The sequence below is a fragment of the Desulfuromonas acetoxidans DSM 684 genome, from assembly GCF_000167355.1.
Lineage (GTDB): Bacteria > Desulfobacterota > Desulfuromonadia > Desulfuromonadales > Desulfuromonadaceae > Desulfuromonas > Desulfuromonas acetoxidans.
On the sequence record NZ_AAEW02000011.1, the window covers coordinates 118,834 to 133,363 of the forward strand.

Below are 14,530 nucleotides of genomic sequence, written 5' to 3' on the forward strand. Positions count from 1 at the left end.
GATAACATGAATTATCCGGCCATTTTTTTAACGGTCGGGCTATGCGCGATTATGCAGGGTCAAGCCTTTTAAAAAATTCCGCAACAACTGATCGCCGCAGGGTTTGTAATTTTTGTGTCCCTTTTTACGAAACAGAGCACTGAGCTCTGAACGTGAGATGGTAAACCCAGCCTGAGCAAACACTTCCAGCATATCCTGTTCTTGCATCTCCAGAGCTATGCGTATGGCCTTGAGAATTACGTTATTGGTCAGCGAGTCGTTTTCACCGATCAACGGTGGCGTTCCCGCAGGAGCTTCACCGCGGGTAAAACGCACCAGGCCGGTCAAAAACTGCTTCATACGTTTTTCGCTGCAGGGTTTACAACCCTCATCCTCTTCACGGCGCAACAAAGCAACCAATTCGCCGTTGTCCAGTGTCACTCCACCTTCAGAAAAAATATCTACCATTGCGTCATCCGACAAATCCACCGCATAACGGAAGCGACGCAAAATATCGTTATATGTCATTACATTTCCTGTTGTTGCAAATTACAGCCGAAAGACCTTGGTACTGGCTTCAGCATGAACGGTTCCATTGATGGCAATCTTAGCCTCGACCAGAAATACCCTCTTTTTCTGTTCAACCACTTCCGCACTGATATCCAACGGCGTATCCACAGGAACTGGTTTTTTATAGCGTACCGCCAACTCCGCCGTTACACAGCGAGGTGCAATGGTCCGACAGGCGTAGATGGACGCTTCATCCAACAACGTGGCCAGCATGCCGCCATGAACTACGTCCTGCCAGCCCTGGAACTCCCCGGACAGCGAAATTTGACAATGAGAGCGCAACCGTTCAGGGTCCATCTCAAATTTAGCCTGCAAACCACGGGAGTTTTCCGGACCGCACACAAAGCAATGCGCATCATCAGCAATTTCCATTACGATACTCCTATCCACTCAATCATTAAAAATGCGCCTACCCTATCACTTTTTCGCCAGAGTTTCGAGCATCGTCCCGATGTTGTACGTCTCAACCTGAGCGGCGCCACGCGACAACCAGTATTCTGCTTTGGAAAACTCTGAAACTTCGTAGATCACAAAAGGCGTTTTGATTGAAGCAAGATCTGCATCGTCGGGCACCAGGTAGGCATCACAGAAAAAAACATCCGGCTGAATCTGGCTGACAACCGACATCTGCAATGTCTGCCAGGTACTCAGAACCACTCCGACACGCGGCGCACCAATATGGCGGGCCAAACCGATGCTATCAAGATCAAAACTGATAATCACCACTTGCGCAAAGACAGGCCTTAATCGATTCATAATCTGGGTGACCGCGTTTAAACCATAGCCCTGGCGACATTCCGGCTTGATTTCAATATAAGCGGTGACCTGTGGTCTGTCCGCCAGCCAGACAACGAAGGCATCCAGTGTTGCCAGCGGTTCCTGTTCAAAGCGACTTCCGAACCGTTCCGGCTCACAGACACAGACCTGCTTCAATTGTTCTGCGGTAAACTCGTCGAGCCGTTGTTGCAGACCACTGAGACGCAACATGTCGATATCGTGATACAACACCGGAACACCATCAGCACTCATCTGGATATCGGTTTCCACAAACAGGGCGCCCGCTTCAACAGCCATTTGATGAGCCAAAAGCGTATTTTCCGGATAATCGCTACGATAGCCACGATGAGCAACAAACTGACCGACGTTCATAACCACCTTCTCTTCCATAGGGAGGGAATTTTTCAGTCGACCTTCAACGGCGATTTCTTCAACCGTTTGTAGTAAAAATTCTGTCCATAAAGAACACTGACAGGATTGTGACCGGTAACTCGATCCTTGGCCACGAGAGTCGTGACCGGAGCCTTAGAATGGAGATTAAACAGCATATCGTGACCGACACATAATCCAACAATGATATTCATATCGGTCTTTGATTCATTGAGGAACGCTGCCTGGGCAATCGGATTACAGGCCGCTTCGTAATGGCCCGGGCGCACTTTATCCTGCTCTTCAATCCCCAGTTTAATTTTATCAATTCCCCCGGCTTTACAGCACACGGAAACCACATCAAACCCTTGGGCTTCGAGAATTTCACTCAATTGACGGGTTTCCGCCAACAAGCCAAGACAGGTCGCAATACCGATGGTCTGATAGCCCATCAGTTTAGCCAGGGCAATAGTATCCTCGACACGCGTCCAACGCGGATGCACCGACTGTTCATCGGAATCAGACTGATAGCACAACCCTTCGACGCGCGCAGCGACTTGAGCCAGACGGGCCTGTTCCGTATCATCACAGTACTGGTCAAAACATTCGTGAATCAGCTCCTGCTGTTGGCCGGGACAATCGGCCGGAGCTTTGATTTTTCCGGGAGGAGCACTGCACGAGGTTCGCCCGGTCTTTTCCCAGACGCCAAGGCAGCGGTGACATTGATAATTTTTCTTTGAACTCATTGGGTTTCCTTGAATGATCAGTCCGCAGGTGGATCGACGAAACGGCGGCGAATGGCTTCCACATCATCGCGTCGTTTGGCAAGGGCCGCCACACAGGCTGGATCGTAGAATGCAGACTCGGTTGTCTGCATCTGGGTCAGAGCCTCGTCAAAAGACCAGGCCGGTTTATAAGGACGCTGTGTTGTCAAAGCATCAAAAACATCCGCCACTGCGATAATACGACTTTCAACGGGAATATCCAACCCCTGCTGACCGGAAGGATAGCCGGAACCATCAAACCGTTCGTGATGCCCGGCAATAATATTGCGCAGCAACTCGATATGGCGCACGGTACCCAGATCAAACTCATCGATCATCAGGTCAATAATTTCTACGCCACGAAGAACATGAGAGCGCATCACCTCGCGTTCATCATCGGTCAAACGCCCCTTCTTGAGAAGAATTCGATCAGGGATGGCCACCTTGCCGATATCATGCAACGGAGCAAACTGATGGAGGTACTCAATGGTCTCTTCACTGATCTGGTAGTGATCACTGACCTCCATAGCGATCAAACGTGAATAATGAGCCATCCGCGACAAGTGCGCGGCGGTTTCCTCATCCCGTTGACGACTGAACTCCCGAGCTGTCACCACTGCACCGCGTAATGTTTTTATCGATGCCAGATCATGGGAAATCGTTTCACAAATAAGTTGCGCATATAAATTGAGCGTTCCTTGCATGGTTACAGAAAAATCGTCTTTTTCAAATGAGTCATAGAACAAAAATCCCAAAAGTTTTCCCTGCAACTTTAGCGGTATGGTCAAACTGGAACAATATCCACTACCAACAATTTGTTTGCTGTGGTGTGAGTTCGAATCGGACAGGCTTGCCGGAATATCGGAAATAAGGCGATTTTCCCCTGACATGGCCAACATATTCAGGGACGGAACCTGAGACAGAGGAATCTGATAGTTGTGAAATGGATTCTCCTCGCTACTGGATAAGAAGGTATGAAGAATATCGGTTTTATCGTCATACAAAGCCACGGCAATCCGACCAACAGAGTTACAGCTCTGTTGAATCTGGTCGTGAATACGCTCCAAGCGTTCATTCAAAGTCATCAGCTACCTCCTTCAATACGAACCAACTTAAATATTATAGATATTTCATTCAAAGGTCGAGTAAAGAAACAGACACACAGACGAAAAAATTTGCATCCCAAGAGAATAAACAATAAAAAAAGCCCTTAGCATTAGCTGCTAAAGGCTTGATTTTATTGGCGGCCCCGACTGGAGTCGAACCAGTGGCCTATCGCTTAGGAGGCGATCGCTCTATCCAGCTGAGCTACGGGGCCAAAGGCGATATTTATAGCCCAGGCCATAGTTCATGGCAAGGCTTTATATTAAAAATGCAACAGACTGAACACCTTATTCTCCGGCAGACGATCACGACCTTTGAGAAAATCAAGTTCAGCAAGAAACGCACATTCAACCAGATCGGCTCCAAGTTCCTCAACCAATTCAACAACAGCGGTAACCGTGCCACCGGTTGCCAGAAGGTCATCGGCGATGAGCACGCGTTCTCCCGGCTGAAAAGCATCTTCATGGATTTCGAGGGTATCGGTGCCATACTCAAGATCATAGGTCTTTTTCAAGGTTTTATACGGCAGCTTCCCCGGCTTACGCACCAATACAATTCCAACGCCCAATTTATAGGCTAAGGCCGAACCCAACAGAAAGCCACGCGCTTCAACCCCAACAATTTTATCAATCTTCTGTCCGATATAACGATGCGCAATCAAATCAATCATACGATGAAAGCTCTTGCCGTCAGCGAGCAGCGTCGTAATATCTTTAAAAACAATCCCTTTTTTGGGAAAATCGGGAATATCCCGAATGATACTTCTCAGTTCTTCCACCAATTACTCCTCTTGTGAGTCAAGATAGTCTACAGTTGGTTTTCAGCTTCTTCGCGCATCATGCGCCGCAATTTATCAAGGCTCTTTGCCTCAATCTGACGAATTCGCTCCCGTGTCACCCCGTAACGTTTACCGATCGTATCTAGAGTCTCCGGTTCACAATCATTCAGACCGAAACGCAGCATAAGAATATCACGTTCGTTTTCCTTTAAGCTGGACAGCCATTTATTCACAAAATCATACTGGTCCTGATTTTCCAGCAATTCGGCTGGATTAATCACCGAGGAATCTTCCAGAGTGTCCATCAACGAATAGTTGTCATTGTCGCCGAGCGGATGCTCAATAGAATAAGTTTTTTTGACCAGTTGTTGCAAACGCCGCACTTCTTCGACAGGTGCCCCCATCGCCTCAGCAATTTGTGCTTCTGAAGGCTCATGGTTCAATTTTTTAAGCACCTCTTTGGTGGCCTTGAGCATACGATTGACATTATCTGAGACATGGACCGGCAGACGGATCGTTCGACTCTGATTCACCAGTGCGCGTTCAATAGACTGACGAATCCACCAAGTGGCATAGGTTGAAAAACGGCACTCTTTGGCGACCTGAAAGCGCTCCACCGCTTTAATCAATCCCATATTGCCTTCCTCGATCAGATCAAGAAACGGCAAACCACGATTCATATAGCGTTTGGCGATTTTGACCACCAGACGCAGGTTGGATTCAATCATTTTAGCCCGGGCCTGCTCATCTCCTGCTTCAACTTTTGTGGCAAGCGCCCGCTCTTCTTCCGCCGTTAACAATTTGGATTTCTGGATGTCGTGCAGATAATATTTGATGGCATCATCACCCGAGGTTTCTCGCGCAGATGAAGCCTTGTTTTTTTTCTTTTTTGAACTGTCACTCGCTTTTTCTGCTGACATGGTTCCTCCATCCTGGGGTTAAACATATGACAACATTGAAAACTACGGAGATTTAAAGGTAGTAAAATGCGTGTGTCATGGCAAGTAAAAAGCCGGATTAACCGCCTGATTTCCCTGCCTGACTTCAAAATGCACCCCACCTCGTCCCAGTGAAGGGACACGACCCGACAGGGCAATTCTCTGCCCCTTATTGACAAACGCACCGGTCTTAACCAGTGTCGATCGATTGTGTCCGTAAACAGTGTAGAGATTGTCACTATGCTTGACAATCAGGAGATGGCCATAACCTTGTATACCGCTGCCACTGTAGATCACTTGCCCTGCAGCTGCACAAAGTACAGGTGTCCCCTCAGAAGCCGCAATCACAATTCCCTTATTGCGTTCGCCATTTTTCACACCATACGTCTGCAGTACTGCACCTCTCACCGGCCAGTCCAGAAGGCCTTTTTTAACAGCAACACTTGGCTGTTTACGCACAGGTTGTGACACTTTTGACGGTGATTTTTTCTTCACCGTTTTCGGTGGTTTCACTGTTTTTTTACGGGGAACTTTCGGAATGGATTTTTGAAGGGTTTGACGTGTTGTACCTGGCACAACAGCAACGGTGCGCGTATGACGGACGCCAGGAATCCATAAGGATTCACCAGCTTTGATCTGGGTAGGATCTTTAATATGATTGTAGGCGGCGATTTTATCGGCAGAAACCCCATAGGTTTTACTGATACGGTAAAGTGTCTGTCCCGGCTGAACAACGTGATTCACCCCTGATATCGCGCACGCCACCAGGGTTATCAGTGTCAACAAGGTCAGTGCGATAACACGCATCAGAGGCCATTCTCCTTTTTCGGAAGGTCTCCCGACAAGACTTAAAACACGTAGCGAACCACAACAAAACCACCAACCAGCAACACGGTGAATGCGATGGTTAAACGGTTGAAATTCTCATCAATAAAAGAACGGGCTGACGACCCATAGCGGCTGACAAGCCAAGCGATCAGAAAAAATCGTAACCCACGGCTGATACAGGAAGCAACGACAAAAATGATAAATTGAAGATTGAACACCCCAGCGCCAACCGTAATAATTTTATAGGGAATCGGTGTAAATCCCGCTGTAAAAACAAACCAGAAATCATACTGTTGAAATAAATGCTGAATACGGGCAAAAAGCTCTGGAGTAAATCCCGGAACCCAGGTAAAAAACAACTGCGAGGTCGATCCCCAAAAAGAAAAACCAATCAGATAGCCAAGCATTCCACCGAGAACAGATCCTAAAGTACAGATCAAAGCATAGCGCGGTGCCAATGCAGGCAAAGACAGGCACAGGGCCAACAACAGCACATCCGGAGGAATGGGAAAAAAGGACGATTCCGCCAGCGCCAGGAAAAACAATGCCACCGTCGCATAGGGTGAATCCGCCCAACTCAAGACCCAATCATAAAGACGACGAACCAGAGCTGTCACAATTATTGGCTCCAACCGTGTTCACCAATGAGGGGAACAAACCGGCACGGTAAAATCTCTTCTTCATCAAATTGCTGCTCCGCCACCCGGGTCACCCGTTTCAGAACCTGTTGACCGCTATCACCAACAGGAATAATCAAACGACCACCCACAACCAGTTGATCAAGATAATCCTGAGGGATTTGCGGTGCTCCGGCAGTAACAATGATTCCATCAAACGGTGCCTGATCCCTCCAACCGGTGGTCCCATCCGCAACCTGGATATGAACATTGCTGCTACCGATTTTATCGAGAATACGGCGAGCGCGCCTGGCCAGGGTTGCAATCCGCTCGACACTGTAAACATGGGCAACAAGGCGTGATAACACAGCAGCCTGATACCCTGATCCAGTTCCCACTTCGAGAACCCGGTCACCCCGTTTCAATTGCAGCGCCTCAGTCATCACTGCCACCATATAAGGTTGAGAAATGGTCTGTTTCTCTCCGATGGGCAAGGCATAGTCGGTATAGGCCTGACTCTGCAGGGCTTCTTCAACAAACAGATGGCGTGGCACCTCTTCCATGACATGAATGAGATCAGCATCATGAATGCCACGAGAAACGATGTGTTGGGCGACCATTCGCCGACGAGCGATTGAATAATCCATAATTGTTACATTTCCAGAAACGTCAGGAATCAAGCTCCCAACCAGACAGATGTTGAACCGACTGATAGTTTGTCAAATCCAGATGAAGAGGAGTCAAGGATGCATAGCCATCGGCAATGGCACCGCAATCACACTCCTTTTGCCGGTTAAACCCCAACAGGTTGCCTCCCAACCAGTAATAGGTTCGACCTCGTGGATCCTGCTTTCTCTCAATTTTGTTATCGTAAAGGCGTTTTCCCTGCCGTGTGATTCTCACCCCTTTGGGTGTTCCGTAAGGAACATTGAGATTCAAAAACGTATCGTGAGGTAAACCATGTTCAAGAATCTGCCGCGCGACCACATAGGCATAGTGTGAAGCAAAACTGTAATCCGCAACCTTGTCAGCGACGATCTCCAGTGATACAGCCAAGGCCGGAACCTGCATCAGCATCGCTTCCATGGCTGCGGCGACCGTACCTGAATAGGTAATATCATCCGCCAAGTTGCTTCCGCGATTGATACCGGACACAACCAGAGCTGGTCGATACGGCAACAGACCATGAATCGCCAGATTAACACAATCTGTCGGAGTACCATCTACAGCAAAATGATTCTCAGAAATCTGATCCGCTCTCACCGGCTGATGAAGAGTCAGAGAATGTCCAGCAGCACTGCGTTCTCGGTCCGGAGCAACAACAACCACCTCGCCAAGACTTTGCAACGCATCGGCAAGTGATTGAATGCCGGGTGCCAGAATGCCATCGTCATTGGTGACCATGATCAATGGTGGCTGCAGCGCGTCAGTCATCAAGGCGCTTTCTCAAGTTGCGTAATTCAGTGCGAATTTCAAGCAAATGTTCACGATCACTCTTTTGCTCTGTTTTTGGCGCACTGCCTTTGCTTGCCCTGAGCGCTTTACGTGCCCCGGCAATTGTGAAACCTTGATTATACAGGAGATCTTTAAGCTGAAGAACCAGCTCAATATCTTTTTTTTGATATTGGCGTTGCTGAGAACGACTTTTGGAGGGTGAAAAGGCGCCGAATTCAGATTCCCAGTAGCGCAAAACATGAGGCTTAACGCCTGTAATTGAGGCTACCTCACCTATTTTGAAGAAAAGTTTGTCCGGGATCTCGACACTCATGGAGTAAATATGAAAAAGGGGACTGATCAGTCCCCTTCGTTAATCGCTGTCTTTAGTACTTGACTCGGTTTGAAGGTGAGAATCTTGCGTGAGCTGATCTCAATTTCTTCACCCGTCTGTGGATTACGACCACGACGTGTTGCTTTCTGCTTCACAACAAAATTGCCAAAACCGGCGATTTTAATTTTATCGCCATCTTCAAGCGTGTCTTTCATCAACTCGAAAACCGTTTCAACAATCTCAGCGGATTCCTTCTTAGAAAAACCTGTCTTGAAATATACATTTTCCACAAGATCCGCTTTTGTCATAATACCTCCATATCATAAAAATTCGACAGAATCGACAGAACGTTGATTTTAAACGGTTTATAACACAGCCTCCGGGGAGGCTGCAAGAGCTATCTGAGCTCAGCACCAAGATTTTTCTCTAATGACTTTACGATCTTGGCGTGCATTTTATTAATTTCGTCATCTGTAAGAGTTTTTTCTGTGGAACGATAACGAACCCTGAAAGCCAAGCTTTTCTTCCCTTCGGGAATACCCTTTCCACTGTACAGATCAAACAGCACAACGTCATCTAAATTTTTCACTTTAACGGAACCAATCCCCTTGAGGACCTGATCCGCCGAAACTTCGTCATCGATTAGAATAGCACTATCCCGATAGACATCAGGAAACCGAGAGATCGGCTGAAAGGTCGCAGCCTGGGCACGACCAGCGATCATGGCTGGCACATCGAGCTCAACCAGGAAAACCGGTTGATTGATATCATACGCATCCTGGACCACAGGATGAACTTCGCCCATAACACCTATCAGCTTTTTACCACTATAAATCCGACAGGACTTGCCCGGATGCAGATAGCTTTGACACGCATCCGCCTCAACCTGCAAAGACGATAGATTCAACTGCTGCGCGACAACTTCAACAAGCCCCTTGAGATCAAAGAAATCAACGGTATCATCCTGCTGAGACCACCCTTCCAACTCGCGACGACCGGTTAATATGGCGCAGAGGTTAACAACCTCGCACGGCTGGTCCTGATCGGCAACAACATTAAAGACCGGACGCAACTCAAACAATCGCAAATCATCGCTTCGGTAAGCCAGGTTCCGTGACACAACCTCCAGCATACCTGGAACCAGACTGGTTCGCATCACAGATTGTTCTTCAGTCAACGGATTAAGGACACGAACATTGGTGCGTCGCAGATCATCCTGTTTTAACTGAATTTTATCCCAGGATGTGGGTGATACAAAGGAATAGTTGATAATTTCCCGAGCACCTTGGGCTACCATGGCATCGCGCAACTGCGTGACAAAACTTTGCTGTGTTTCTTTACGACGGTGCACGACACGGCTAGCCGGCATCGTTACCGGAATGTTGTCATAACCATTGAGACGCGCAACCTCTTCAATCAAATCAACTTCGCGCTCAAGATCGTGGCGGGACATAGGAATGACAACCTGCAGCCCTTCTTCATCCCCAGCCAAGGCAGTAGTTTCCAGCTCAATAGAACGCAGCAACGTATCGATCTGTTGCAGTGTCAAGTCCAGACCAAGCAGACGATTTGTCTTGTTGACCGTAATAGCAACAGTCCGTTTTTCCAGCGTCTTAGGATACGTATCGATCACACCTTTAGCGACCCGACCACCGGCCAGTTGCTGAATCAAGGCCGTGGCACGCTCAAGAGCTACGGGAACAATGTCAATATCCGCACCGCGCTCAAAGCGGTGTGACGCCTCGGAATGAATCCCTAAACGTTTACTGGTGCGACGAATTGAAATTGGATCAAAGTAAGCGCTCTCGAGCAAGACATCAACGGTATCATCTTCAACCTCAGAGTTCTCACCACCCATGACGCCAGCCAGTGCCACCGAACCTTCGGCATCACAAATGACCATATCGGAGCCCTGCAGTGTGCGGGTCTGACCATCGAGAGTAACGAAAGATTCTCCATCAGCAGCACGCTTGACAATAATGCGTTGGCCACGAAGTGAACCAAAATCAAACGCGTGAAGAGGATGTCCCAGCTCCATCAGCAGATAATTCGTCACATCGACAACATTGTTAATTGAACGTTGACCAACAGATTCAAGACGCCGCACTAACCATCCCGGCGAAGGCCCAATTTTAACGCCCTGAATCAGTCGCGCCATATAGCGAGGGCAGCCATCCGCATCTTCTATGGTCACAGAGGTCAACTTTTCAATCTCTTCTGCTGCCTCATCAACGGGTGCCACCTCCGGCAACGTCATAGTTTTTCCGACCATAGCTGCAACTTCACGGGCCACACCAGCGACACTGAGGCAATCAGCACGGTTTGGCGTCAAACCGATTTCGTAGCGAATATCTTTAAGCCCTAGAGCATCAAAAACCGGAGTACCGAGTGCTAGACCCTGAGGAAGAATTAAAATACCTTCCGACTCCTCGGCCAGGCCCAACTCTTTTTCAGAGCACAGCATTCCCTGGGAAACCGCCCCGCGAATCTTTGATTTTTTAATTTTAAAGTCACCGGGTAAAATCGTCCCAACCTGGGCCAGAGCGATCAGATCACCCTGTTTGTGATTTTTGGCCCCACAGACAACAGGAATAACCTCTGTGCCGGTGTTCACCTGGCACATGGTCAGCTTATCTGCATCAGGGTGCGCCTCGACCCGGTCGAGTTGAGCCACGATGACACTGTCAAGCCCGGCTCCCAGGTGCTCCATGTAATCCACTTCAAGACCAGCCATGGTCAGCTGGTGTGACAACTGATCACCGTCCAGATCGAAATCGACAAACTCTTTTAACCATTTATATGTAACATTCATGTTGAAATTCCTTTTACGTCGTTGAAACCCTGCATGGCTTTAATACGGCTGCGTTTACTTTAAAACTGGCGCAAAAAGCGCACATCGTTTTCAAAGAACAAGCGCAAATCGTTGACGCCATACTTCAACATGGCAATCCGTTCCAGTCCCATACCAAAGGCAAAACCACTGTAACGCTCAGAATCGTAGTTTACGGATTTAAACACTTCGGGATCAATCATGCCGCTGCCCAGAATTTCCAACCAACCCGAATTCTTGCAAACACGGCAGCCCTTACCTCCGCAAATCACACACTGAATATCCACTTCTGCACTGGGCTCGGTAAACGGAAAAAAAGACGGACGAAAACGCACACCCACCGACTTTCCAAAGCACTCCTGAATGAAGGTAGTCAGAATCCCCTTCAGATCACCAAAGGTGATGTTTTCATCCACCATAAAGCCTTCAATCTGGTGAAACATCGGGCTGTGGGTGATATCAGAATCGCGACGGTAGACCGTTCCCGGGGCGATAACGCGCACAGGAGGCTTCTGCTTAATCATCGAACGTATCTGGACAGGTGAGGTATGGGTCCTCAGAACCACCTCATCGTTAATATAAAACGTATCCTGCATATCTCGGGCAGGATGATCCTTGGGGATATTCAACGCTTCAAAATTATAAAAATCCTGTTCAACTTCAGGACCTTCAGCAACACAGAAACCCAACGAGGAAAAAATCTCAATCAACTCTTCAGTCACCAGGGTGACGGGATGTTTTGAACCGACCAAACTGCGGCGACCAGGAAGTGAGACATCAATCTTCTCATTAGCCAGCTTTTGCGCAATCGCGTGTTGTTTCAATACCGCAAGGCGCTGCTCGAATGTTTCGGATAATTCGTCTTTGACCCGGTTAGCAACCGCACCGACAACGGGACGTTCTTCAGATGACAAGCCTCCCATCCCCTTCATGATAGCCGTCAATTCACCTTTTTTACCCAAGAACCGAACACGAACATCCTGGAGAGCCGTTTCATCTACAGCATCAGCCAGTGCCTGCTTAGCAGCGATCAACATTGCTTCGAGTTTTTCCTTCATAAATCCTCTTGTTCTGTATGCTGAGATTGTCAGCTATAAACAAATGATGGAAGCCATGTGGCTTCCATCATCATACATGCAAAATAAAAAAGAGATGAGGTGGCCCCCATCTCTTTTATCGTTCTTGTTACTGGATCTGAGCCTTGGCTTTTTCTACAACGGCTGTGAATGCAGCGGGATCCGTTACTGCGATCTCGGCAAGCACTTTACGGTCAAGGCCGACCTCAGCCTGTTTGAGACCATGAACCAGACGGCTGTAGTTCAAACCATTCTGGCGTGCCGCAGCGTTAATACGGGCAATCCATAAGGCACGGAAGTCCCGTTTTTTGACACGACGGTCACGGTAGGCATAATTCAGGGCCCGGTCAACGGCTTCTGTGGCACTGCGAAACAACTTGCTGCGTGCTCCACGGTAACCTTTGGCCAGTTTAAGAACCTTGTTACGTCTACGTCTCGCTTTGAAACCTCTTTTTACTCTCGGCATCTTGTAACTCCTTCTAGTGTGAAAATAAGTGGCCTCACCTCATGGTGTGGTCACTGCCGGATCTGAAGGGGGAGACAGTTGTAATCCCAACAGTTCACGGACTTAAGCCGAGTTGCCGTTCCCTACTTGTAAGGAATCAGGCAACTGATATTTTTATGATCCGCAGCATCGACAATTGTGCCATGACGCAGGTCACGCTTACGCTTGGTGGTTTTTTTTGTCAGAATATGGCTGGTAAAAGCCTTATTGCGACGGATTTTTCCGGTTCCGGTTTTACGAAAGCGCTTTGCAGCACCACGGTTGGTTTTAATTTTGGGCATCCCCAATCTCCTTCATTGATCAATTTATGTGCAACACCTGAAAGGGTGACACGTCTTTATTTCTTGTTTGGTGCCATAACCATATGCATGAACCGCCCCTGCATACTGGGGAAAAATTCAATTACACCGATATCAGCAACTTCATCAGCCACGCGTTGGAGGAGTTCGCGGCCGAACTCGGGATGTGTCACCTCACGACCACGAAACATGATCGTAACTTTGACCTTGTTGCCAGCATCAAGAAAACGGCGAACATTCTTCACCTTGACGTTGAAATCATGGATTTCCGTCTTCGGACGAAGCTTGACTTCTTTCACTTCAACTCGGGCCGCTTTTTTCTTGGCTTCGGCAGCACGTTTTTGCAGCTGATACTTGTACTTACCGTAGTCCATGATGCGACACACCGGTGGCTTGGCATTGGGAGAAACCTCAACAAGGTCCAATCCACGATCAGCCGCAGCCTCCAGAGCGTCGTCCAAGGACATAACTCCGAGCTGTTCGCCTTCATCATCCACAACCCGAACTTCCCGCGCCCGGATTGACCGATTAATATTTGTTTCTTGCTTAGCTATGGTGACACCTCCTAATGATATTTCGTACTTTCTTCCTGCACAAATTCACAGAACTGTTCCGGAGTCATCGGTTCGAGATTGTCTCCGTTGCGGAAACGAGGGGTGACAGTACCCTGCTCCATCTCCTTATCCCCAATGACCAGCATATAAGGAATCTTCTGCATTTGAGCTTCACGAATTTTGAAACCCAACTTTTCATTACGCACATCAGACTGTACACGAACACCCGCATTTCGCAGCTGGTCGGTAACCTTCTGAGTATACTCCAGCTGGCTATCCGTCACATTAATGACAACAGCCTGGACCGGAGAAATCCACAGTGGGAAATTTCCTGAAAAATGTTCAATCAGAATGCCGATAAAGCGCTCAATCGAACCCAGAATGACTCGATGAACCATCACAGGACGGTGTTTTTCTCCGTCCGCACCGACATAATTCAGGTCAAATCGTTCAGGCAGCGTAAAATCGCACTGGATTGTAGCACACTTGCCAATACCTGTCAAGGGCGTCCTTCAGCTTAATATCGATTCTTTGGACCGTAGAAAGCCCCCTCCCCCTTCATTGATATCATAAGGGAGGCCAGTTTCTTTTAAAGCTCCGAGCAATTGCTTGGGTGCCCGATCCCAATCTTCATCACTGGCCAAGGAATTTTTCCCGGACGGGTAAACCAGTTCCTTTTCCAACCTCAAAACCAAAATATCCTCATTGACGTCCTGAAACAAAAAAAAGCCACCCTTTTGAACTCCGGAATCTAGCCTGCCCGGGAAACCCCCC

At 48.2% G+C, this 14,530-nt stretch carries 18 protein-coding genes, 1 tRNA gene and 1 pseudogene; all 20 read right to left on the reverse strand.

What is annotated here, in order from left to right:
* Positions 1 to 39: 39 nt before the first annotated feature.
* Entirely contained in the window at positions 40 to 507 is a 468-nt protein-coding gene (locus DACE_RS10620) for a YehS family protein (protein WP_006001078.1), read from the reverse strand.
* Between the two features lie 21 nt (positions 508 to 528).
* Positions 529 to 921: a PaaI family thioesterase gene (locus tag DACE_RS10625; protein ID WP_006001080.1), complete on the reverse strand. Its 393-nt coding sequence runs from the start codon at positions 919 to 921 to the stop codon at positions 529 to 531.
* A gap of 45 nt (positions 922 to 966) precedes the next feature.
* Positions 967 to 1,698, reverse strand: coding sequence for a glycerophosphodiester phosphodiesterase family protein (locus DACE_RS10630; protein ID WP_040367029.1), 732 nt, complete (start codon positions 1,696 to 1,698; stop codon positions 967 to 969).
* A gap of 32 nt (positions 1,699 to 1,730) precedes the next feature.
* Positions 1,731 to 2,441, reverse strand: coding sequence for a DUF1847 domain-containing protein (locus DACE_RS10635; RefSeq protein WP_006001084.1), 711 nt, complete (start codon positions 2,439 to 2,441; stop codon positions 1,731 to 1,733).
* A 17-nt stretch (positions 2,442 to 2,458) separates the two neighbouring features.
* Positions 2,459 to 3,544: an HD domain-containing phosphohydrolase gene (locus DACE_RS10640; protein WP_006001089.1), complete on the reverse strand. Its 1,086-nt coding sequence runs from the start codon at positions 3,542 to 3,544 to the stop codon at positions 2,459 to 2,461.
* Positions 3,545 to 3,700: 156 nt separating this feature from the next.
* Positions 3,701 to 3,777, reverse strand: a tRNA-Arg gene (locus tag DACE_RS10645).
* A 48-nt stretch (positions 3,778 to 3,825) separates the two neighbouring features.
* Positions 3,826 to 4,341 carry an adenine phosphoribosyltransferase gene (locus DACE_RS10650; RefSeq protein WP_006001092.1) on the reverse strand — a complete coding sequence of 172 codons (516 nt, stop codon included), beginning with the start codon at positions 4,339 to 4,341 and terminating at the stop codon, positions 3,826 to 3,828.
* 29 nt (positions 4,342 to 4,370) lie between these two features.
* The gene (locus DACE_RS10655; protein WP_006001094.1) at positions 4,371 to 5,261 is read right to left on the reverse strand and encodes a sigma-70 family RNA polymerase sigma factor; all 891 of its coding nucleotides are present in this window, start codon (positions 5,259 to 5,261) and stop codon (positions 4,371 to 4,373) included.
* A gap of 75 nt (positions 5,262 to 5,336) precedes the next feature.
* Complete coding sequence (locus DACE_RS10660; protein WP_006001096.1) at positions 5,337 to 6,086, reverse strand: peptidoglycan DD-metalloendopeptidase family protein; 750 nt, start codon at positions 6,084 to 6,086, stop codon at positions 5,337 to 5,339.
* Positions 6,087 to 6,127: 41 nt separating this feature from the next.
* The gene (locus DACE_RS10665) at positions 6,128 to 6,724 is read right to left on the reverse strand and encodes a YqaA family protein (protein WP_006001098.1); all 597 of its coding nucleotides are present in this window, start codon (positions 6,722 to 6,724) and stop codon (positions 6,128 to 6,130) included.
* 2 nt (positions 6,725 to 6,726) lie between these two features.
* Entirely contained in the window at positions 6,727 to 7,371 is a 645-nt protein-coding gene (locus DACE_RS10670; RefSeq protein ID WP_006001100.1) for a protein-L-isoaspartate(D-aspartate) O-methyltransferase, read from the reverse strand.
* Positions 7,372 to 7,393: 22 nt separating this feature from the next.
* Positions 7,394 to 8,158 carry a 5'/3'-nucleotidase SurE gene (surE, locus tag DACE_RS10675; RefSeq protein ID WP_006001103.1) on the reverse strand — a complete coding sequence of 255 codons (765 nt, stop codon included), beginning with the start codon at positions 8,156 to 8,158 and terminating at the stop codon, positions 7,394 to 7,396.
* Positions 8,151 to 8,492, reverse strand: coding sequence for a MerR family transcriptional regulator (locus DACE_RS10680; protein ID WP_006001104.1), 342 nt, complete (start codon positions 8,490 to 8,492; stop codon positions 8,151 to 8,153). Before DACE_RS10680 ends, surE begins: the two co-directional genes overlap by 8 nt.
* A 26-nt stretch (positions 8,493 to 8,518) precedes the next feature.
* Positions 8,519 to 8,800, reverse strand: coding sequence for an integration host factor subunit alpha (locus DACE_RS10685; protein ID WP_006001106.1), 282 nt, complete (start codon positions 8,798 to 8,800; stop codon positions 8,519 to 8,521).
* A gap of 89 nt (positions 8,801 to 8,889) precedes the next feature.
* Positions 8,890 to 11,304, reverse strand: coding sequence for a phenylalanine--tRNA ligase subunit beta (pheT, locus tag DACE_RS10690; protein ID WP_006001108.1), 2,415 nt, complete (start codon positions 11,302 to 11,304; stop codon positions 8,890 to 8,892).
* 59 nt (positions 11,305 to 11,363) lie between these two features.
* Entirely contained in the window at positions 11,364 to 12,380 is a 1,017-nt protein-coding gene (pheS, locus tag DACE_RS10695) for a phenylalanine--tRNA ligase subunit alpha (RefSeq protein WP_006001110.1), read from the reverse strand.
* Positions 12,381 to 12,507: 127 nt separating this feature from the next.
* Positions 12,508 to 12,864: a 50S ribosomal protein L20 gene (rplT, locus tag DACE_RS10700; protein ID WP_006001112.1), complete on the reverse strand. Its 357-nt coding sequence runs from the start codon at positions 12,862 to 12,864 to the stop codon at positions 12,508 to 12,510.
* Positions 12,865 to 12,986: 122 nt separating this feature from the next.
* Positions 12,987 to 13,184, reverse strand: a complete 198-nt coding sequence (rpmI, locus tag DACE_RS10705) for a 50S ribosomal protein L35 (protein WP_006001114.1) — start codon at positions 13,182 to 13,184, stop codon at positions 12,987 to 12,989.
* Positions 13,185 to 13,240: 56 nt separating this feature from the next.
* Positions 13,241 to 13,756: a translation initiation factor IF-3 gene (gene infC, locus DACE_RS10710; protein ID WP_040367032.1), complete on the reverse strand. Its 516-nt coding sequence runs from the start codon at positions 13,754 to 13,756 to the stop codon at positions 13,241 to 13,243.
* 11 nt (positions 13,757 to 13,767) lie between these two features.
* Positions 13,768 to 14,530: pseudogene (locus DACE_RS19015) on the reverse strand (His/Gly/Thr/Pro-type tRNA ligase C-terminal domain-containing protein); the annotation flags it as partial.

Coding starts and splice junctions, on each gene's coding strand:
- DACE_RS10620 (WP_006001078.1), bottom strand. CDS start 507: ATGACATATAACGATATTTTGCGTCGCTTCCGTTATGCGGTGGATTTG.
- DACE_RS10625 (WP_006001080.1), bottom strand. CDS start 921: ATGGAAATTGCTGATGATGCGCATTGCTTTGTGTGCGGTCCGGAAAAC.
- DACE_RS10630 (WP_040367029.1), bottom strand. CDS start 1,698: ATGAACGTCGGTCAGTTTGTTGCTCATCGTGGCTATCGTAGCGATTAT.
- DACE_RS10635 (WP_006001084.1), bottom strand. CDS start 2,441: ATGAGTTCAAAGAAAAATTATCAATGTCACCGCTGCCTTGGCGTCTGG.
- DACE_RS10640 (WP_006001089.1), bottom strand. CDS start 3,544: ATGACTTTGAATGAACGCTTGGAGCGTATTCACGACCAGATTCAACAG.
- DACE_RS10655 (WP_006001094.1), bottom strand. CDS start 5,261: ATGTCAGCAGAAAAAGCGAGTGACAGTTCAAAAAAGAAAAAAAACAAG.
- DACE_RS10660 (WP_006001096.1), bottom strand. CDS start 6,086: ATGCGTGTTATCGCACTGACCTTGTTGACACTGATAACCCTGGTGGCG.
- DACE_RS10670 (WP_006001100.1), bottom strand. CDS start 7,371: ATGGATTATTCAATCGCTCGTCGGCGAATGGTCGCCCAACACATCGTT.
- surE (WP_006001103.1), bottom strand. CDS start 8,158: ATGACTGACGCGCTGCAGCCACCATTGATCATGGTCACCAATGACGAT.
- DACE_RS10680 (WP_006001104.1), bottom strand. CDS start 8,492: ATGAGTGTCGAGATCCCGGACAAACTTTTCTTCAAAATAGGTGAGGTA.
- DACE_RS10685 (WP_006001106.1), bottom strand. CDS start 8,800: ATGACAAAAGCGGATCTTGTGGAAAATGTATATTTCAAGACAGGTTTT.
- pheT (WP_006001108.1), bottom strand. CDS start 11,304: ATGAATGTTACATATAAATGGTTAAAAGAGTTTGTCGATTTCGATCTG.
- pheS (WP_006001110.1), bottom strand. CDS start 12,380: ATGAAGGAAAAACTCGAAGCAATGTTGATCGCTGCTAAGCAGGCACTG.
- rplT (WP_006001112.1), bottom strand. CDS start 12,864: ATGCCGAGAGTAAAAAGAGGTTTCAAAGCGAGACGTAGACGTAACAAG.
- rpmI (WP_006001114.1), bottom strand. CDS start 13,184: ATGCCCAAAATTAAAACCAACCGTGGTGCTGCAAAGCGCTTTCGTAAA.